Origin of the sequence: Emticicia sp. BO119 (assembly GCF_013912375.1) — a bacterium.
Lineage (GTDB): Bacteria > Bacteroidota > Bacteroidia > Cytophagales > Spirosomataceae > Emticicia.
In genome coordinates this window covers 1496451-1517897 of the sequence record NZ_JACETV010000001.1, presented here as the reverse complement: position 1 = coordinate 1517897, position 21447 = coordinate 1496451, and the positions used below count along the sequence as shown (strand labels likewise).

The following is a 21447-nucleotide window of genomic DNA, read 5'->3' as shown; positions in this document are numbered from 1 at the left end:
TCTATAAACTAAACGTTCCTTTTCTTGGAAAAGGGTATGAAAAATGAAAAATCTATCAAAATATTTAATCATTAACCTTGCATTTTTAGGAGCTATTTCTTTCGGTTTTGTTGAAGAACCAACCAAAATTACATGGGAGACTTTGAGAGATGTAACCTTTAAAAAGAAATGGAGTGCAGAAGAATCAATGTTTATTTTATATCCCACCTTTGGCCCAAAAGTCGCCGGATTACAGGGTAAAGATGTAGTTCTTACCGGTTATATGATTCCAGTGGATGTCGATGCCAATATGTATGTACTATCGGCCAATCCATATAGTTCATGTTTTTTTTGTGGACAAGCCGGACCTGAATCAGTTGTACAGGTAAAATTTAAGAAAACAACCAAGCGTTTTAATACTGATGACCGTATAACTGTAAAAGGCACATTGAAACTTAACGCTGACGATATTAATGAACTAAATTATATTTTATCTAATGCAGATTTAGTCCAATAATTTTTGGGTGACAAAAAACCATTTTTTGCGTCTGAAATAAAATTCAGACGCTTTTTTATTGAATAAATGGGGGCTGTTATTCGTTAGATTGTCGTTATATTTGTTTTAATATCCTTTCCCAATCACATAAAATTTGAATCATGAAAAAATTACTGTTTTTGGTTATTCCTATTCTCCTTGTTTCCTCAACCACTACTCTCCATGCTCAATATGACTATAACTGGGCTGTAGGTTTTCGGATTGGTGAACCCGTAGGGCTTAATCTAAGAAAATATTTTCAGAATGGTGATCGGGCCTTTGATGTTAACATAGGTACTTATGGACTATTGTATAACAACAATCGTAGATATAATAATGGTGAATACAAAACAGCGGGGTTGATGATTCAGGGTATTTATTTATATCATCATTCACTTTTCGGTAAAGACTGGGGGCACGTCTACTATGGCTTTGGTGGGCAAATCAATTCAAGAAAACATTTTCCTGATGCGTGGCGAAATGAAAGTATCAAATCAGTAAGTAAAATTTCTTTAGGGCCGACTGGTACTGCTGGATTGGAATTTAAGTTACCTAATAATATGGGGTTCTTTTTGGATGGCGGCGTTTATCTTGAAGCACTCCCCTCTCCTTTTTTCTTAAATGGGCAAGTTAGTGGCGGAATACGCCTTAATATCATAAAATAATACAGCCCTAAAAACTGTAAATTGCTAAAAAGTCATATATTTTTTCTTTCTTTACGGTTCAAACGTTTTTCTAATCCTTAAAATCAAGTGCAGAAATTCAAAATCTGTAAAACAACATGATTGCTTATCTTGATGGTAAACTTGCCTATAAAGACCCAACCTATGTAATTATTGATGTCTCTGGTGTAGGTTATCAGGTAAAAATTTCCCTGCAAACTTATGCAGCTCTTCATAATACCGGTGAGAGATGTAAATTACATACATTGTTAATAATTCGAGAAGATTCTCATACCCTTTTTGGATTTTTTGAAGGTGCAGAGAAAGAATTATTTGAAGATTTAATCAGTGTTTCGGGCATTGGTCCAAGCACGGCAATGATTATGCTTTCATCCTTATCATCGGCCGAAATTAAACATGCTATTATCTCAGAAGATGTCCGAACGATACAAAGTATTAAAGGTATAGGTTTGAAAACTGCCCAAAGAGCAATTATCGAATTAAAAGATAAACTTAAAAAAGAATCTTTATTAGGAGGCGTCACACCAAACATTTTTGCTCCTGCAAATTCTGCCTTACGTAATGAAGCACTTACTGCTTTAGTTACATTAGGTATTGCAAGAGCAGTAGCAGAGAAAAGTATTGATATGATAATTAAGCGTGAAGGAAATGAAATTACGCTTGAACAATTGATCAAGCTGGCATTGAGATAAATTGTAATTAATTAAGATACATAAACATATTAATTGATTTTAATTGCAAAAAACAAAGATTTGCTTTCGTTAAAAATTATTAGATAATCATTCTCATATGCTTATCGAACCATTAAATAAAAAGCCTGCAATTTTTCGTATTTCTTACAGACTATTGGCAAGATTTTAGTCGTTAAGTGTAAAGTACCTATTGATACTCCCTAAAAATTTATGTTCGGACAGCTATTCGTAAAAAATTATTTACTATTTTTTATCTTAATTTTCAGCTTTGGATTGCTAAGTGAGAATGCGGACGCTCAATTATTAGGCAAAAAAAGAAATACGACAACTAAAGCTGATACTACCCGTACCGATTCTTTAGCAGTTCCGGAAAAAGATACTATAATTACCCGTACAGGCAGTCAGCCTGCCTATCGCTGGCAGGATCGTTATCTGAATCGTTATGCGCAGGCGGTTCCCCAGTCACCATTTTATTTAAAAGACCCTAATAATATCACTACAGATTTTAGTCTTTCTCCGGGCTCTACAGATATATCAATTTCGGAAAAGGCCGGAAAAGGAATTGATTATAAAATTCCTCAAGCTTTAACATTTAATGAATATTCAAGTATTCAGAATGCCTATGTAAGAAAAAGTATATTGAGAGAATATGAAGAATTAGCAGACGGGAAAAGCGCAACTACTGAAAAAGGTCTAAGGCCTTTACTACAGAAAAATCCGATTGTGGACAGAATTTTTGGGGGTAACATGATTGACAAACTAAAGCCTAACGGCTTCGTAACGCTTGATTTCAAGCTTATTCATCAATTTATCGATAACCCTGTACTCCCTATTATTCAGCGACGTCAGACTCTTTTTAATTTCGACGAACAAATCAATATTAATTTCAACGGCCAGATTGGTGAGAAATTAGGAATGCTGACAAATCTGGATACCAAAGCCGCATTTAATTTTGAGAACCAACTTAAACTGAACTTTAAAAACCAACCAGAAGATATTCTTCAAAAAGTTGAAGCAGGCAACATCACTATGCCTGTTAAAAGTCAGTTAATTCCTGGTGTTCAAAATCTTTTTGGTATAAAAGCTGGCTTTAAATTTGGCAAATTAGACGTTACTCAGGTAGTAGCTCAACAACGGTCCAAGACAGAGTCAATTATCCTTAACGGAGGTACTCAAAACCGCATTTTTGAAATCAGAGCAGATAATTATGAAGAAAACCGACATTTCTTTTTAGCACAGTTTTTCAGAAGTAATTATGAGAGAGCATTACGTAATTTGCCATTAGTACTTTCTAATGTAAAAATTACAAGACTGGAAGTATATGTCACAAACCGAACCAATACAGTTGAAACCATGCGTAATGTGATTGCGTTTACTGATTTGGGTGACAAGAAAACGAATGGAACTTACGATTTTGTAGATAATAAGCAAAATAGTGACCTCTATAACAAACTTACTAATAATCCTAATTTCAGAAGGCTTGATGATACACTATCAGCGCCTGCATTAAATGCACTTAACCTAAAAAAAGGTATCGACTATGAGATTTTAAGAGGAGCAAAACGCTTGACCGAACGAGAATATAAATTTAGCCCTGAATTAGGATACATTTCATTGGTTACCCCACTTCGTAATGATGAAATTCTGGCTGTAGCATACGAATACACCTATAATGGGCAAAACTACAAAGTGGGAGAATTAACAGAAGATTATTCGATACGATCTGAGAATGAAGCTGTTATGCTGAAATTACTAAAGTCTTCAACTATCCGTAATCGTACTTCCGCGCCAATGTGGGATCTGATGATGAAAAACATCTATTCTTTGGGTGTTCCAGGGGTTGGCAAACAAGGCTTTCAGCTAAGAATTATTTATAAAGATGACCGCACCGGAATTGATAACCCTAACTTGCAGGAAGGCAAAACTTTAAAAGATGTTCCACTGGTAAGGGTAATGAATCTCGATAATCTCAATCCTAATAATGATCCTCAACCCGGTGGCGATGGTAATTTTGACTTTGTTGAAGACATTACCATAGATTCAAAAATGGGCAAGCTGATTTTCCCGGTACTTGAGCCATTTGGCTCTCATCTATCATCAAAGTTTGCCGTTGATGAACAGGTTTTAAAAGATAAATATGTTTTTAGTGAACTATACCGAACCACTTTAGCAGACGCCCAACAGGTAACTACAAAAAACAAGTTCTTTATCAGGGGTAGTCTACAGGCCAGTAATTCTTCAGAAATCATGCTTCCTTTGGGAGCATCAGGTCAATCAGTTAGAATTTTTGCAGGTGGTGTTCAATTACAGGAAGGAGCCGATTATACTATCGAGCCACAAATGGGTAGAATAAAGATTATTAATCAAAGCGTGCTGAACTCAGCCCGTCAGATTAGAATCGAATGGGAACGTCCCGATTTGTTCAATACTCAGATTAGAATGATGCTGGGTACAAGATTAGATTATAACTTAAGCAAAGACATTCATATTGGAGCAACTGCAATGACCTTGCGTGAAAGCACTCCAGCATTTATGACCCGCATTGCTATCGGTCAGGAACCAGTCAATAACACTATCGTAGGGCTTGATATTAACTACCGAAAAGATGCCAGATTCCTAACAAGATTTTTAGATGCATTACCATTGATTCAGACCAAAGAAATGTCTTCTATTCAGTTTACAGCTGAATACGCCAAACTCTTTCCGGCTGTAAACAATAAGCGTATCAATGGCAATGCCATGATTGATGATTTTGAAGCTACACGAAATATAAATGACCTTACCCGTCAACCCAATAGATGGCGTCCAGGAAGCGCCCCTGAAGCATTTCATGGCAACTCTATTGGTTTTGATTATAACTATAAACGAGCAAAGATTTCTGTTTATAATATCGATCAAACCACCTATTTAGAAAGTGGGTTTGGGGGTGCCGGAAACGTTTTACCACCGGCAGTTCAAGAGGCTGCTAACAATAACCTATACGAAAGAGCTTTTAGTCCGCAACAGATTTTCCCAGGACGTTCTATCCCAACTTTTAGCCAAGGAGTACCTGTTAATGTATTAGATGTATCATACTTTCCTTCCGAAAGAGGAATGTATAACTATAATCCTGCACTTACTAATGATGGTTATTTGTCAAATCCGAAACAAAACTTTGGATCAATTATGCGGGGAATTACCGCTGATAATGACTTTGATAATGCTAATACTGAATATCTTACCTTCTGGATGCTCGATCCCTTTAAAGATGTTGTAAGGGATGGCTCGCCAAACGGCAACAAAGCGAATGTGTCAGGTGGTAAGCTAAAATTCCATTTAGGTGATATATCTGAAGATTTTATTCCGGATGGAAGAAATAGTTTTGAAAATGGACTACCTGCAAATGATAAGGTATCTGACCTTTCAAAACCTGACCAGACTAAATGGGGCTTTGTTCCTAAAATACAGTTTATGACTGATGCATTCGATAACCAAGAAGGTTCAAGAGCAAAACAGGACGTAGGTTTAGACGGGCTAAGTAATGAACAGGAAAGAACATTTGATCATATTGCAAAATATTTGAATGCTCTTAATATTAGCCCTACTGCTAAAGAGAAGATTGTAAATGACCCCTCTGGTGATGATTTTAAATTCTTTACTGACCCTACATTTACCGCCAATCAATCATTACTTGAGCGTTATAAAAATTATTTAGGCGTAGAGAATAACTCTCCTCAAAGTAATACAACTTCCACAACAAGCCCAACATTAGCTAACTCCGTAACTCCTGATAAAGAAGATATTAATGCCGATAATACGATTAATGATGTTGAAAATTATTATGAATATGAAATAGATCTGGCACCAAACAGATTAGGAGTTGGTAGTGGTTTTATAGTTGATCAGGTTACCGTTCCTAATACTAATGCAACATGGTATCTTTTCCGTGTCCCTGTGAAGCAGTTTACTCGCAAATTTGGAGATATTAATGGTTTCAAATCCATTCGTTTTATGCGAATGGTCTTAACTGAATTTCAGGAACCTGTTGTTTTGCGTTTTGCGTCTCTTCAGTTAGAATCTAACCAATATCGTATTTATGATAAAAGCCTTACTCATACTGGCTTAACCGAAATTCCTGAACCTTATGACGCCAAATTTAAAATGGGAGTTGTAAGTATTGAAGAAAATGGATGTGCCAATGACGGAGAAACCTGTAATATTAAAGATGGTAAGACTCCTTATAAAGTACCCCCCGGGTTTATAAGAGATCAGGATATTACCCAACAACAGTTCAATGTTAGATTCAATGAGCAGTCAATGTCATTGGCCGTAACGAACCTTCGGGATGGCGATTCAAGAGGTGTTTTCCGTAATACAAGAGTCGATATGCTTAATTATAAAAGATTAAGACTCTTTATCCATGCAGAAAATGATGCAGGTGATGAAAAAACAGTGGGTGGTGCATTTATAAGAATAGGAACGGATCTGAGCCAGCATTATTATGAAATCGAAATTCCACAATTAAAAATTACACCCAACGGCTCTATAGATGAAAATGTAATCTGGCCAAAAGAGAATTTTATTGATGTAGCTCTACAAGATTTAGTAGCATTGAAAGGCGACCGGAACCGAAGAGCAATCAATATAACAGAACCTTATTCAGGAACTACAACAGGCACAATTGAAGATGGTACAGACGAAAATTCCTACAAGATAACAGTTGTTGGAAATCCAGACTTAAGTGCGGTTATGACAATTATGGTGGGATTAAGGAATCCTAAATCTGCTGACGAACAGCCAAATACTTATACAATATGGGTTGACGAACTAAGGGCATATGGGTTTGATCAGACTTCTGGCGATGCAGGGCTTTTAGCCGCTAATATTAAATTAGCAGATATTGCCACAGTTTCAATAAATGCAAACCTAAAAACCTTTGGCTTTGGTGGTGTACAGGATAAAATTTCTGAACGTGCACGCGAAACAGGTAAAGGCATTGGTATTGCCTCTAACATTGAATTAGATAAATTCTTCCCTGAAAACTGGGGTCTCAAAATACCTTTCTTTATTAATTTTGACCAACAAACGGTCACTCCGCATTTCAACCCACTTGATCCTGATATGCCATTAGAAAATGCACTCAATAATATTGATGACCCTATTAAAAGAGAAGCATATAGAAGAATGGTAATTGACAATAGTGTGAGAAAGGGATTTAACTTTTCTAATGTCCGCAAAGTAAAGACAAAAGAAGGCGCATTGCCTCATTTTTATGATGTAGAAAATTTCTCTTTTACCTATGCCCAAAATAATGTAAACAGAAGTAATATATTAATTGATGACTATTCTCTGAATCAATATAAGGGTGGTTTTACATATCAGTACCAACCAAAACAAATAAATTGGGAGCCCTTTAAAAATAACAAAAGCCTTGAACGGCCATTCTTATACTGGCTGAAAGATTTCAATTTATCTCCAATACCAACCGTTTTGGCATTCAGAACTGATTTTGACAGGAGCTTTGCCAGAACTTTACTAAGAAATGCTGATTTTACAACTGACGGGGCTGTTCCATACTTCGAGAAATACTTCTTAATGAACCGCTTCTATGATTTACAGTGGAATCTGACAAAGAGTATTCTTTTTAATTATTCTGCCACAATGAATGCCGTCATTGATGAGCCTTATGGAGACATAAATACGCAAGAGAAAGCTGATTCACTACGACATAACCTATTCAGGTTTGGCCGGGCAAAGAATTTTAATCAGGATATGCGTTTCACCTATAGGCTGCCACTTGACAAATTCTTCTTGTTAGATTGGGTAACAGCAGATGCCAAATACAATAATAATTTTAATTATCAGGCAATTGCTTATAATATAGCTGATGAAAATGGTGTACCATTTGGAAATACTATCGGAAATAGAAGAGAATCTGGAGTAAGAGGGAAAATAGATTTTGTAAAATTATACAATAAAGTTAAGTACCTCAAATTTGCAAATAGCCCTAATGCTGAACGAAAAAGATTTACCAGAAACCCGGGTGATGACGAAGACATTGTAGTTCCGCCAAGTAATGTAGCCAAAGCATTTACCAGATTACTGATGGCTGTAAGAGGAATTGACTATGATTATTCCATACTTGAGACCTCAATTCTTCCCGGCTTTAACCCAGCACCAAGATTTCTCGGTCTGGCAGATTCTTACTTTACTAAAGAAAGTGTTGGATTTGTGATGGGAAATCAATACAGAGAAGGTCGGGAGTTTATTGATAAAGCTGAAGAAAAAGGGTGGTTATCTAAAACAACCCTGTTGACACAGCCGTTTACCCAGACAGTTCAGCGCAAATTCAGCTATCGAACAACGATCGAGCCGTTTAAAGATTTCAGAATGCAGATTAGTGGCAATTTCAGTAAAGGAGAAAGTTATCAGGAGTATTTTGTCTTTGACTCACTAACGCGGAAATTTGAACGAAAGAGTCCGGTTAAGGGTGGTAATTTTGGTATGTCTTTCTGGGGTTTCAGAACATTCTTTAAATCGATGGATGTTGAGGACAACTACAAATATGAAGTTTTTGAACAGATGAAAGCTAACCGGGCGAAATTCATTGAAATACTAAATGCCAGGCAAGCTTCTTCCACCGGAGAAAAAGGTGCCTATGATCAAAATTCGCAAGACGTCCTTATCCCATCATTTATTGCTGCTTACAGTGGGCGTAAAGCAGAAGACCTCAACCTTGATAGATTCCCTTTCTCTAAACATAAGCTTACAATGCCAATGCCTAACTGGAGAATTGATTATGGTGGCTTGGCAAACTTAGCACCCTTTAACAAAATATTCAGTTCAATTTCGATTAGCCATAGTTACACAGCAAATTATAATGTTGGTAGCTATACATCTTCACTTGAATATAATGGCAATAATGGTTCCAGAATAATTGACTGGGCTGTAGCAGGGTATCCGTTAGCCAGTCTTGTAAATAAAGATGTAAGTACAACCAACGGGCGTCTTTATCTTCCTGCGCTTGTCATGACAACAATCTCTCTCGAAGAGAAATTTGCGCCTTTTATCGGAGTTCAATTTACTACTAAAAGCAAAATATCCGGACGGTTTGATTATAACAGAGAACGTAGAGCAGTGTTAAACCTCTCAAACGCACAAGTAGCAGAATATAGCAGCGATGATTTTGTATTCAATTTCGGATTCAAAAAAAGTGGAGTAAAACTACCCCTAAGAGGCAGAGATGGTAAAGTCATTACACTAAAAAATGACTTGAACTTGCAATTCTCATTTACCATTCGTGATGTAAAAGCAATTCAGAGACGTTTAGATGGAGACCCTCAGCCAACACAGGGTAACTATAATTTGCAATGGGGACCAAGAATTACCTATCAGGTAAATAAGAGGGTATTATTAAATTTCTATGTCGAACACATGAATAATACCCCTTTTGTGACTAATTTCTCGTTTCCAAGAAAGACAACCACCGGAGGTATAAATGTCAGATTCAGTTTGTCAGATCAGTAATATCTGAAATATATCTTATATTAGGGCTATTGCTTTCTTGCATTAGCCCTTGTTTTTATCTGTCATTTTATGAAAATCATTATCATTGGTGCAACCACAGGCATCGGAAAAGCCTTAGCTGAATTATATATAAATCAAGGTCATGAAGTAACAATTACAGGCGGAAGAATATCGCTCCTTGAAGAAATACGTAATACCTATCCTGAGAGAAAAATTCACATCTCTTTAATGGATGTAGCTGAAATTGATAATGCAAGGCTGACTATGGAATATTTAGCCGATAAGCACGGAGGTTTCGATAGGGTTGTTATTAATGCCGGTGTAGGTTTTGTTAAGGCAAGCTTTGAAGAAGAAATAAAAACTATTGATATTAATGTAAGAGGTTTTACAGCGATCGCTCAATGGTCATATCATTATTTTAAAAATAAAGGAAGTGGCCATATCATTGGTATTTCATCATTAGCTGCCTTGAAGGGAAGCCCTTATGCTCCTGAATATCATGCCTCAAAAGCTTTTATATCAAACTATATAGAAGGGCTCAGACTTCGATCAGAAAAATACAGACACCATATTTCAATAACAGATATTCGACCAGGATTTGTTGATACTCCGATGACCAGACAAAACAAAGGTATGTTTTGGGTTGCAAGCCCTCAGAAAGCGGCTACTCAGATTGCAAGGGCAATAGAAACGAAAAAAAAAGTTGCGTACATTACGAAAAGGTATTTTTTATTAGCAATTTTGATGAAATTATTACCAACATGGCTATTCGTAAAAATCTTCTGAAATGAAAGGCAGTTTCTATCTACTTATTTTTTCTGTTGTAATGTCCTCATGTAAAAAAAATGAAGATTTTGCCGCTTGCCAGTTAGAGAAATTTATTCAGGAAAATCCGATAAACAGAAGTTTTCATTATGACAATATTACATTAAAAAATGGTAGAATAGAAAAATTGCTTAGTTTTGATATTAACGTCAATAAAGATACACTAAACAAAGCAATTATATTTTTTGAGTACAATTCAAAAGGCCAGGTTAAAGCCGTACGAGACGAAGCAAACCCAACAAGGATTAAACGATTTGATGCCAGTTTTGATAATAGTGGCAATGCGACTAAAATTATTCAAACAACCAATGGAAATATTGAAGATGAAATAGCTGTACAATATAATGCTAAAAACCTTCCAACAGAGATTACAAGTAGATATTTATTAGGGATCAATCGAAATATCGAATACGATAATAAAGGAAATCCTCAACTTATTTTCAGATCAGATTTAGGTAGTACTCCAAGTATAACAGAACATACTTTTGACGAAATGCATAATTTCTTTTCAGGCATACCGGAAATAAAATTTTATTGGATTGTTCGTCCGCTTAATACCTTTGTACCATTTGGCGACCATAATATAGTATCATCTAAAGTTTATTTATTCGATAAAACAGAATTTAAAGAATCTGTCAGCCAAAGAACTAAAAGAGAATTAGTTTATAATCAAAATGGATTCCCTGAAACAATAAAAATAATACGTGAAGATTTGTCAAGCACAATTTCCAATCTTTCAACATTCTCTTATCAATGCCGGTAAACCTATCGGCTTTTTAATAAAGCCTCTGCTATAAGAAGGTCTTCTGGAGTAGTAATTTTAATATTCTCATAAGAGCCTTCTATAAGATTTATCGAAAACCCTGCAAACTCCAATACACTGGCGCAGTCAGTGAAAAAAGGTTGTTCAATTGTCTCAAAAGCTTTAGTAATAATTTCAGACTGAAAAGTCTGCGGAGTCTGCATCAAACGAAACTTCTTCCTTTCAACAGCTTTATTCTCCCCCATCTCTCCTATTTCTCTAATAGAATCCTTTAATTGAACACAAGTAACAGCATTACCCGATTCATTTGCTACATTGAATGATTTTTCAATTATTTCAATACTAATTAAGGGCCTTACACCATCGTGGATCGCCACTATGCTATCTGGTGCTACACTCTTAAGCCCGTTTTTCACAGACTGAAACCGGCTCTTGCCACCTTTCACAATTTTTACAGTTGAGACTATTGAAGAAGCACTGGAATATTGTTGAGTAATTTCATACCAATATTCAATATCTTTTTCAGGTAAAACCAGTATTATCTTGATCCCTGCAATCTTAGCAAACTGCTCAATTGTATGAAGCAAGATAGGTTTTCCGTTTAGAAGAAGAAATTGTTTAGGTACTTCACTACCCATTCGGTTTCCACTTCCACCTGCAACTAAAACTGCGAACTTTTGTTTTTCCATGAAATTATTATATAAATAAAACCGAGAAATGAAAACTATATTCACTTCCCGGTTCTATTACAAAGCTGATAGTATGTCTTAAAGAATTAACATCACATCACCATAAGTAAAAAATTTGTACTTTTCCTTAATAGCTTCGCTATAAGCATTCATAATTAGTTCATACCCGCCAAAGGCGCAGGCCATCATAATCAGAATCGACTCTGGTAAATGGAAATTCGTTAATAGAGCATTCGTAATTTTGAAATCGTAAGGAGGAAAAATAAACTTATCTGTCCAACCGTTGTCAATCGGTTTCAAGTGATTGCTCGCCGATACCGATGATTCAAGGGCTTTTAAAACAGTTGTTCCGATTGCACAAATTTTACCCTCTTTATCAATTGATCGGTTCACAATATCACAGGTTTTTTCAGGAATAAAAAAATTCTCAGAATCTGTTTTGTGTTTAGTTAAATCTTCAACATCAACCTGTCTGAAAGTTCCAATACCGATATGCAACGTAACCGGGCAAAAATTTACTCCATTAATTTCCATACGGCGTTGTACATTTCTGGTAAAGTGCATACCAGCAGTTGGTGCGGCTACGGCTCCCTCCTTATCGGCAAAAATAGTCTGGTATCTTTCTCTGTCCTGATCCGTAACTTTTCTTTTAATTACATCAATTGGTAAAGGAGTCTCGCCCAATTCATGAATGGCTTTCATCATCTCTTCATGCGAACCATCAAATAAAAAACGAATGGTACGCCCGCGTGAAGTTGTATTATCAATTACCTCTGCTACCAAATCACTATCTCCAAAATATAATTTATTACCTACTCTGATTTTTCTTGCTGGGTCAACCAACACATCCCATAAACGCATTTCACGGTTAAGTTCTCGTAACAAAAAAACCTCGATTTTAGCTCCTGTTTTTTCTTTAGAGCCATATAATCGAGCCGGAAAAACTTTGGTGTCGTTTACGACTAAGGTATCGTTTTCACCAAAATAATCAACGATATCCTTAAACATTTTATGCTCAATTTTTTTGGTTTTTCTGTTTACCACCATCATACGAGCTCCGTCACGTTGGTCAGGAGGGTACATGGCTACGAGACTATGCGGTAGATCAAATTTAAATTCTGAAAGTTTCATTTTATAGACTCCCCAATTCCACTCAAAGCGGAAAATTTTTTGTTGAATTTCTTCATGATCGGGGATATAATTTTTCCTTCATGGAGAAATAGAGGTAAAAAAATATTAATTACCTCGAATTTTTTAGGTCGCAAAGGTAATAAATCGGTATAGGGGGTGTCAAGTGTTTTAGAAGAAATGTTTAAAAAAGGTATTAAACTATAATCTTTCCCTTCATATATAATTTACCTTGTCCGCCAATTAATACCCTGTCTCCAGCCAATCGGCAATGTAAACTACCTTTTCTTGCAGAAATCTGTTCGGCTTCAAAAACTTTCTTTCCAAATTTATCAGCCCAGTATGGAATTAATTTAGTATAAGCTGAACCTGTTACAGGATCCTCATTGATCCCTGAGGCAGGAGCAAAAAAACGGCAGACAAAATCAAGTTTTTTTGATTTAGCTTTTGATGTTATGATTATTCCACGGGTTTTCACTGATCTTAAAACACCAAAATCAGGTGAAATGTTTTCAATGTCACTCTGAGAACTATAAACTAATAGATAGTCTTCGCCTGCCTTATAAATTTCATTCGGTTTCTTTCCTATTCCTTCAATAAGCCCCGAAGGAGCTTCAATTGGCGTTACAGTTTGAACAGGGAAATCTAATTCTAACAATTTACCCTCCTTTCTCACTTTTAAGATTCCACTTTGAGAATCAAAAGTGATTATATCTGAAGGATATTTCAACAGATTAAAAACCACATATGCAGTAGCTAAGGTTGCGTGTCCACAGAGTGCTACCTCTATAGTTGGAGTAAACCATCTGATATGAAACCCATTATCGACAGAAACAAAAAAAGCGGTTTCAGATAGATTATTTTCTAAAGCAATTTTTTGCATAAGTGCTTCCGGCAACCATTGCTTCAATGGAATTACTGCTGCGGGATTGCCTCCAAAAAGCTTGTCTGTAAAGGCATCAACCTGATATATAGGTAATTGCATAATAAACAGTAATATTCCTTAGTTTAATTTTTCTTTAGAGAAACCCTTATTTTAGTCAGATACAACATTAGTATTATCACGCTGAGAAAATAAACTATCGTTCGCGAGTCAATCAATCCTCGGCCAATAGATTCATAATGATAACTCAACCCTATATAATCAATCAGAAACTGGGTTGGACCATTAAATAACAGAGCTAACTGATGTAGCCCATCGTATAAAATAAAGCAACTCACTGCACCTATAATAAAAGCCACCACCTGGTTATCGGTAAGAGATGAAGCCCACAACCCAATACTTGCAAAAACACCCCCTAAAAAGAAGAGCCCAACATATGAACCTATAATAGCTGAAGTATCAACGTTTCCCTTAGGATTACCCAATTCGATTACAGAATAATAATATACGAAAGTTGGCAAAATGGCAACCATAATTAGCACAAATGCTGCTAAAAACTTACCTGTTATAATTTGCCAGTCAGAAAGTGGTTTAGTAAAAAGTAGTTCAATAGTCCCTGACTTAAACTCTTCTGAAAATAAACGCATGGTTATAGACGGAATAAGGAAAATAAAGATATATGGTGCCAGTTGAAAAAAAATATTCAAATCAGCATACCCATAATCTAATACATTTCCTTCAAATACCCAGGTAAATAATCCGGCTAATACCAGAAAAACTCCAATTACAATATAAGCAACTAATGAATTAAGGAAACTATTTAATTCTTTTCTGAAAATAGTAAGCATTTATTAAAAATTCATTTCGGGTTTATCCTTCTTTAAAACTGCTGATACTATTAACGAGAAAATAAACCCAAAAAATACATATCCTAATACACCAAAAATAAATATCATGCCTGGGCTCGTAAATTTACTAACCATTTCCATTGCCTGTTCAATTTGCTCTTGTGTCATTCCTCTTGATTCTAACTGCTCTCTTTGCAGATCAGCCATCTGTTGCATGATAGTTGTATCAATAAACATAATATAAGCGAAAGAGAAAATTGAAGCAACTAATCCTGTTACAGCACTCATTAAGGTTCCGACGCCTAAACCTTCTCCAAAACCTATAAAATTATTATTAAGAGTTTTAAATTCCTTTAATGCCAAAATAATTCCAACTAACAAAAACAAGAATGATATGTAAGAGGTAGCAGAATTCTTGAATAAGCCTGTCATAAATGAAACAACACTATAAATAATAACCACAACTGAAGTGATGATTCCCCATTTAAGTGCGATACGAGCGGTTGACGGTTTTTCCATATTGTTGATAAGATTAAGGTGATAAAAAAAGGAAAATAAATTTATTGAAAATTTATGAAACTGTATATGTATGTCTTCTAAAAATCAATGAAATAATACTTGCAGCTATAATACACAACTGCTTTTTACCTAACTCATCTAAAAACACATATCCGGCAGTAGGCACCTGTTTGGCCTGTTTCAATAGACTTGAAAAGTCCTCTAATCCAAAATTTTTAATATGGCTATCTTTTATCTTCATAATTGCTTCTACATTTTCTTTTACCCAAAGCAGAATGGCTTCATCGCCAGCAAACTTTAAAAAAATATAATAAAAAGTCGCGGTAATAAAAGCAGCAAAGAGATTAGTCAGAAATCCGACTGAAAAACCTTCTGTAAAAGTCAGAATCCCTCTATTGGTTGCCCGATAGGTCCATATTGCTATTAATATGAACAAAACATTAATTCCAAATGCAGGTAGTTTGTATCGTCCGAATGGACTTTTATGGATCCCATAAAACTGAATTAACGCAACAATAATACATATCAATGCAGCAATTGATCCATAATAAAGTGAGTGCTTGACAATTCTGTTTTTTAACATAACCTATTATTTCAAATAACTAAGCGAATTGATTTTTGTTTATTATCCCAATAACTTTACCTCTAAGCTTACGACCAACAAATGGTGTATTTTTAGCTTTTGAACGGATGTCCTTTTCCATAAATGTCCATTCCAGGTCTGGGTTAAAAATGGTAATATTCGCAATTTCCCCTTCTTTAATAGTTTCTTCTGATAGACGTAGGAGTTTAGCCGGATTAATCGTCAATTTGTCAACTAAAGCTTCAACTGATAACTTACTATAGGTATTGGCAACTCCGAATGAAGTTTCTAAGCCAATTATTCCGAAATCAGCCATATCAAATTCCAGATTTTTCGACTCTTCATCTTGCGGATTATGGTCTGAAACTATCACATCAATTGTTCCGTCCGCCAATCCTTCTTGCAATGCCTCTATATCATTTATTTCTCTGAAAGGAGGATTTACCTTCAGATTCGTATCAAATTCTTTTAAATCTGCATCTGTAAAGGCCAATTGATGCGCAGCAATATCACAACTCACCGGGAGCCCTCTTACTTTAGCTTCACGAATCAATTCGACCGCTCGTTTGGTCGAGATAGTAGAAAAATGTAAAACCGCATTTTTACCTGTTTCTGAAACCTGGCTGAAAGCATATTCCAAAAGTTTTAAATCCCGCATTACAATTAACTCTTCTGCCGTTGATGGTATCCCTTTCATCCCCAACAGGGTACTTTCAATACCCTCATGCATTTGGCCAAATAGGGTAAGCGTGGTTTCTTCTGGCCGATTCATCAGGAAACCGTTAATAGGATATAAGTATTGTAACGTTTTAAGTAAAATATCCGCATTCCATAAAGGATGCTCTCCATCTGTAAAAGCTATTGCACCTGCATTGTGCAAATCAAGCATTTCTGTAAAATCCTTTCCCTCACAATTTTTAGTAATTGCAGCAGCCGGAAGAATATCTACTACTTGAGTTTTAGAGAACCCTTTATAATAAGCGATTGACTCTTTGGTTTGTACCGTTGGCCTTGTATTTGGTAAAGTAACAATTTTTGTAAATCCGCCTGCTGCCGCTGCCCGACATAGCGAAGTTAAATCCTCTTTAGATTCATACCCAGGATCTTTCGGTGAAACCCGCATATCTATCCAACCTGTTGAGACATGTAGATTTGCTCCTTCAATAACTTTAACACCTTCATCTTCAATTTTATCAGCTATTTTGCTGATTTTCCCCTCAATTATTAATATATCTTTTATCTGACCATTAAAGTCAGATTTCCTGTCAATTATCTTTACAGATTTAAGCAAAGTTTTCATTTTCTAAAAAATTCAAAAAAAATGCCCTTAATAGGGCATCTCCATTTAAAATATCTTCGATTCAATTATCATAGCCATATTTTCAGATAATATTTTGATATGCGGCAGAATCTAACAAAGTATCTATATCACTTGGTGTTGAGACTTCTAATTTTATTAACCAGCCTTCACCATAAGGATCCGAATTTAACAGTTCGGGATTGTTATTCAACGCAGGATTCACTTCTAATACTTTTCCTGCAACAGGTAAAAACAAATCTGAAACTGTTTTCACAGCTTCTACTGTTCCGAAAATATCATTCGCTCCAAGTGTTTGCCCTGCTGTTTCTATCTCAACAAAAACAATATCACCCAGTTCGCCTTGTGCAAAATCAGTAATACCTACCAAAGCAATATTATCACTTTCTAACTTAATCCACTCATGTTCGTTGGTATAGCGTAAATCTGAAGGAAAATTCATTTTATTGTGAAGGGGTTTATTATTTCGAGCGCAAGTTAGTAGATTTGTTGGAAACTTGAAAAATTCCTAATAAAAAAATAAAATAAGAGGTTTGAGTAAATAAATTTTATGCGTACAATCTTAATATTTCTTCACAAACACCATTATATTTAAACACAAAAAATATTATGCACAAAAGGCTTTCATTAGATGAATACAGAGATGGAATTTTAGCAGGCAATCGGGTTATTCTCAGCCGTGCTATCACTCTTATTGAAAGCCATTTGCCCCAGGATAAAACCTTAGCACAAAATCTTGTTGAACAACTTTTACCAAATACTGGAAATTCTATAAGAATAGGCATAACAGGAGTGCCTGGCGTTGGCAAAAGTACTTTTATTGAGGCTTTTGGAAAAAGTATTACAGCAGAGAATAGGAAAATTGCTGTTTTAGCTATTGATCCCACAAGCCAGATTACAAAAGGAAGTATTATGGGAGATAAAACCCGAATGGAAGAATTAGCCCATAACCCATTGGCTTATATCAGACCAACGCCGGCCGGGGATAGTTTAGGTGGTGTGGCCAACAAAACCCGTGAAACCATCTTACTTTGTGAAGCGGCAGGATTTGAAATCATTATTGTAGAAACAGTTGGGGTTGGGCAATCAGAAACTCTTGTAAAGAGTATGGTAGACTTCTTCTTACTTCTCATGCTTGCTGGTGCAGGTGATGAATTACAAGGAATTAAAAGAGGAATTATTGAAATGGCTGATGCTATCGCTATTACTAAAGCCGATGGAAACAATTTACAAGCTTCAAAAAATGCAAGATTGGAATATTTGCATGCGCTTCATCTCTACCCCTCAGGTATCAATAACTGGCAAACCCCGGTAATGACTTGCTCCGCGATTAATAACAAAGGAATTAATGAAATCTGGGAAACTATACAGAGTTACATAAAAAAAATGAAGTTAAGTGGATTCTTGGAGCAGAATCGACAACAACAAAATATAGAGTGGCTTTATACATTTATAAGGCAGACATTAGAAAACGATTTTTTCAATAATTCGGTTGTTATAGAAAAATTTGCAGGTATAAAAGAAAAAATTTCATCTGGTAAAATGCTCCCTATTCATGGGGCAAAAGAACTACTAAAGTATGCTAAGAGTGCAGATTAGTCGACTATTTAGGCAGAATTAAACATTTCTTCACAGCTTTTCATTAAAAAAGGCTAATTTTGAACCTTCATTCCTACTAACGGCTAAACCCTAAATATGTTCTGGTATAATATTTCGAAGATTATTTTAAAGAATCGTAGAAGCTGGCTTGTGTTTTTAACCCTTATGACAGCCTTGATGGCTTATATGGCATCACAGATTCAGATGTCTTATGAACTGGCAAGGATTCTTCCTCAAACCGATGACAACTATAAATTATACGAAGATTTCAAAAAACGCTTTGGTGAAGACGGCAATGTAATGGTAATTGCTATTGAATCTGATAAAATATACCATTTACCTGTTTTTAATCAATGGTATGAATTAGCCAAATCAGTCAAAGCTATTGAAGGAATCAAAAATGTTGTTTCTAATACTAACTTGTTTGAAATAGTAAGAAACGATAGCTTAATGCGATTTGATTTTAAACCTTTAGTACCTCAAAAACCCAAAAGTCAGACTGAGCTTGATTCAATCAGGAAAAAAATCGAGACCTTCCCGTTTTACAGAGGATTCGTATATAGTAAAGAAAGTAATGCACACTTGATGGCAATTACCTTCGATCAGACGAAACTCAATAGCAAAGGTAGAATTACTATAACCAGAGAAATTGAAACTGAAGCAAAAACATTCGGACAAAAAAATGGCATTGAAATGCACTTTTCTGGTATGCCATTCATCAGAACAAATTTTATTTCTAAGGTAACAGACGAAATGATTAAGTTCATGTTTCTGGCTTTTTTAGTTACAATAGGCATTCTTTATCTTTTCTTTCGCTCTGTCCGTACCGCATTATTTACTGCGCTTTTAGTAATGATTTCTGTTGTGTGGTCGGTCGGAATTATTGTTTTATTAGGATTCAAAATTACTATTCTTTTAGGGCTTATTCCACCATTAATCATTGTTATCGGTATCCCTAATACTATTTTCCTGGTCAATAAATATCAGGAAGAATTTCTGAAGCATAGCGACAAAATGCGCGCATTGTCAGTAGCAATCGAAAAAATCGGCAAAACTACCTTTCTGGCAAATGTTACCACTTCTATTGGCTTCTTTGTATTTTACTTTACAGGTAGTCCATTACTATTAGAATTTGGCTTGGTCTCTGCTATATGTATTATGGCTACCTGGGCAGTATCACTGATATTAATTTCTATTCTGCTAAGCTATAGTGCCCCCCCAAGTGCAAAAAACGTTCGTCATCTTGAGAATAAACACATTACTGCTTTCTTAAAATTTGTAAATTCACTTGTACATACACGCCGCACGGCCTTATATATTTTTATCGGAATACTGGTGGTAATTTCAGCTTTTGGTATGTCAAGACTTAGGGCAATTGGTTATATAGTAGATGATTTGCCACAAAACGACCCTATCTATGCTGATCTTAAATTCATTGAAAAACATTTTCATGGCGTTGTACCATTTGAGGTAGAGATTGATACAAAACGAGAAAATGGTGTATTAAATCCTCAGATTCTGAATAAAATCAAGGTAATGCAACGTGAATTTGCTAAGTATGAAGAGTTCACTAATCCTATCTCAGTTGTTGAGGCTATAAAGTTTGTTTATCAAGGTTATAGAGGCGGAAATGAAAAGTATTATCAGCTCCCAGGGGCATTAGAATTGCAAAAATTGGCTAATTATGCCGGAAGTGTAAGAGGGAAACAAAACCTTTTTACCTCATTTATTGACAGTACCAACCAATACACACGTATTAGTTTTCAATGTGCCGACGCAGGAACTGTCCGTATCAAGGAGTTAGTAGATTCATTACAGCCTAAAATAGATAGCATTTTTAACTATGATCTTGAAGCAAAACAATGGCTACCAAAAGAAAACCAGATTGAGGCAAAAGTAACCGGAAATGGAGTTGTGTTTATGAAAGGCAATAATTACCTATTAAAAAATCTGGTTGAGAGTACGGCTTTAGCAATTGTACTCGTATGTGTAGTGATGGCTACCCAGTTTTTTGATGTTCGTATGATACTTATCTCGACTCTCCCAAGTATTATCCCACTAATAATCACAGCTGGTGTAATGGGATATTTAGGCATTCCTCTGAAACCAACTACTACTTTAGTTTTTAGTATTGCATTTGGAATATCCTCCGACGGAACTATTTATTTCCTTACTAAATATAAAGATGAAATTATTAACCGGAACTTAACGGTCTCTCAGGCTATTACTGAAACAATAATGTACACCGGGTTTAGTATGATTTATACAGGTATTATTCTCTTCTTTGGCTTTGGGATTTTCGTAGCTTCTAATTTTAAGGGCACCGTCTTCTTAGGAACTTTGGTTTCCATTACTCTATTAATGGGAATGATTTCAAATCTTGTATTATTACCAGCTTTCCTGATGACCCTGGATAAACGTAAGCCATTGATAAAGAGTTAATGTCTGAAATGGACGGAATGCCAATATACACTGATATGATAAACTTTCACATAGAAAATATAGCTATTAAAATTCAGCATAAGTTAAAACTAAAAAACTGGCTAAAAAGTATAATTACAAGCGAGGGGTTTAGTTTGGGAGAGATAAACTATATATTTTGCTCGGATGACTACCTCTTAAAAATTAATATTGAATACCTTGATCATGATTACTTTACTGACATTATCACGTTTGATAATTCACTTGAAGAATCTTTGATTGAAGGCGACATCTTTATAAGTATTGACCGGGTGAAAGAGAATGCCCTAACATATGAAGTAAGTTTTGAGCATGAATTAAAACGTGTACTGGCTCACGGTATTCTACATCTCTGTGGATTCTTTGATAAAACTCCTGAAGAAGAAAAGCTCATGCGCTCAAAAGAAAATCATTATTTACAGCAATTTAGTTAAATT

17 protein-coding genes are annotated in these 21447 nt (G+C 35.4%); 9 read left to right on the top strand and 8 right to left on the bottom strand.

Annotated features, from left to right (window positions below; all coding sequences use genetic code 11):
* Nucleotides 1–43: 43 nt before the first annotated feature.
* The 6 genes from H1R81_RS06525 (at nucleotide 44) to H1R81_RS06500 (ending at nucleotide 10983) form a co-directional block, all read left to right on the top strand.
* Entirely contained in the window at nucleotides 44–496 is a 453-nt protein-coding gene (locus tag H1R81_RS06525) for a DUF3299 domain-containing protein (protein WP_181839853.1), read from the top strand.
* A 140-nt stretch (nucleotides 497–636) separates the two neighbouring features.
* The gene (locus tag H1R81_RS06520) at nucleotides 637–1179 is read left to right on the top strand and encodes a hypothetical protein (protein ID WP_181839852.1); all 543 of its coding nucleotides are present in this window, start codon (nucleotides 637–639) and stop codon (nucleotides 1177–1179) included.
* 116 nt (nucleotides 1180–1295) lie between these two features.
* A complete protein-coding gene (gene ruvA, locus H1R81_RS06515) occupies nucleotides 1296–1889 on the top strand; it encodes a Holliday junction branch migration protein RuvA (RefSeq protein ID WP_181839851.1) in 594 nt (197 codons plus the stop codon).
* Between the two features lie 210 nt (nucleotides 1890–2099).
* A complete protein-coding gene (sprA, locus tag H1R81_RS06510; protein WP_181839850.1) occupies nucleotides 2100–9395 on the top strand; it encodes a cell surface protein SprA in 7296 nt (2431 codons plus the stop codon).
* A 69-nt stretch (nucleotides 9396–9464) separates the two neighbouring features.
* Nucleotides 9465–10181: an SDR family NAD(P)-dependent oxidoreductase gene (locus H1R81_RS06505; RefSeq protein ID WP_181839849.1), complete on the top strand. Its 717-nt coding sequence runs from the start codon at nucleotides 9465–9467 to the stop codon at nucleotides 10179–10181.
* A 1-nt stretch (nucleotide 10182) separates the two neighbouring features.
* Complete coding sequence (locus H1R81_RS06500) at nucleotides 10183–10983, top strand: hypothetical protein (RefSeq protein ID WP_181839848.1); 801 nt, start codon at nucleotides 10183–10185, stop codon at nucleotides 10981–10983.
* Nucleotides 10984–10985: 2 nt separating this feature from the next.
* On the opposite strand, the gene H1R81_RS06495 is transcribed toward H1R81_RS06500, so the two are convergent.
* The 8 genes from H1R81_RS06495 to gcvH all read right to left on the bottom strand — a co-directional run bounded on the left by H1R81_RS06495 (nucleotide 10986) and on the right by gcvH (nucleotide 17393).
* Nucleotides 10986–11672, bottom strand: a complete 687-nt coding sequence (locus tag H1R81_RS06495) for a 2-C-methyl-D-erythritol 4-phosphate cytidylyltransferase (protein ID WP_181839847.1) — start codon at nucleotides 11670–11672, stop codon at nucleotides 10986–10988.
* Nucleotides 11673–11750: 78 nt separating this feature from the next.
* Complete coding sequence (gene queA / locus H1R81_RS06490; RefSeq protein WP_181839846.1) at nucleotides 11751–12803, bottom strand: tRNA preQ1(34) S-adenosylmethionine ribosyltransferase-isomerase QueA; 1053 nt, start codon at nucleotides 12801–12803, stop codon at nucleotides 11751–11753.
* Nucleotides 12804–12996: 193 nt separating this feature from the next.
* Nucleotides 12997–13785 carry a PhzF family phenazine biosynthesis protein gene (locus tag H1R81_RS06485; protein ID WP_181839845.1) on the bottom strand — a complete coding sequence of 263 codons (789 nt, stop codon included), beginning with the start codon at nucleotides 13783–13785 and terminating at the stop codon, nucleotides 12997–12999.
* A gap of 23 nt (nucleotides 13786–13808) precedes the next feature.
* The gene (gene gldF, locus H1R81_RS06480) at nucleotides 13809–14531 is read right to left on the bottom strand and encodes a gliding motility-associated ABC transporter permease subunit GldF (protein WP_181839844.1); all 723 of its coding nucleotides are present in this window, start codon (nucleotides 14529–14531) and stop codon (nucleotides 13809–13811) included.
* Nucleotides 14532–14534: 3 nt separating this feature from the next.
* Complete coding sequence (locus H1R81_RS06475; protein WP_181839843.1) at nucleotides 14535–15050, bottom strand: DUF4199 domain-containing protein; 516 nt, start codon at nucleotides 15048–15050, stop codon at nucleotides 14535–14537.
* A gap of 52 nt (nucleotides 15051–15102) precedes the next feature.
* Nucleotides 15103–15633 carry a DUF4199 domain-containing protein gene (locus H1R81_RS06470; protein WP_181839842.1) on the bottom strand — a complete coding sequence of 177 codons (531 nt, stop codon included), beginning with the start codon at nucleotides 15631–15633 and terminating at the stop codon, nucleotides 15103–15105.
* 19 nt (nucleotides 15634–15652) lie between these two features.
* A complete protein-coding gene (locus H1R81_RS06465) occupies nucleotides 15653–16933 on the bottom strand; it encodes a dihydroorotase family protein (protein WP_181839841.1) in 1281 nt (426 codons plus the stop codon).
* A gap of 82 nt (nucleotides 16934–17015) precedes the next feature.
* Nucleotides 17016–17393, bottom strand: coding sequence for a glycine cleavage system protein GcvH (gene gcvH, locus H1R81_RS06460; RefSeq protein WP_181839840.1), 378 nt, complete (start codon nucleotides 17391–17393; stop codon nucleotides 17016–17018).
* Between the two features lie 167 nt (nucleotides 17394–17560).
* Between gcvH and meaB the strand changes: the two genes are divergently transcribed.
* From meaB to ybeY, 3 genes are all read left to right on the top strand, one after another.
* Nucleotides 17561–18550, top strand: coding sequence for a methylmalonyl Co-A mutase-associated GTPase MeaB (meaB, locus tag H1R81_RS06455; RefSeq protein ID WP_181839839.1), 990 nt, complete (start codon nucleotides 17561–17563; stop codon nucleotides 18548–18550).
* A gap of 165 nt (nucleotides 18551–18715) precedes the next feature.
* On the top strand, nucleotides 18716–20992 hold the full coding sequence (locus H1R81_RS06450; RefSeq protein WP_310588053.1) for an MMPL family transporter: 2277 nt from the start codon (nucleotides 18716–18718) through the stop codon (nucleotides 20990–20992).
* Between the two features lie 35 nt (nucleotides 20993–21027).
* Nucleotides 21028–21444, top strand: coding sequence for an rRNA maturation RNase YbeY (gene ybeY, locus H1R81_RS06445; protein ID WP_181839837.1), 417 nt, complete (start codon nucleotides 21028–21030; stop codon nucleotides 21442–21444).
* Nucleotides 21445–21447 lie beyond the last annotated feature (3 nt).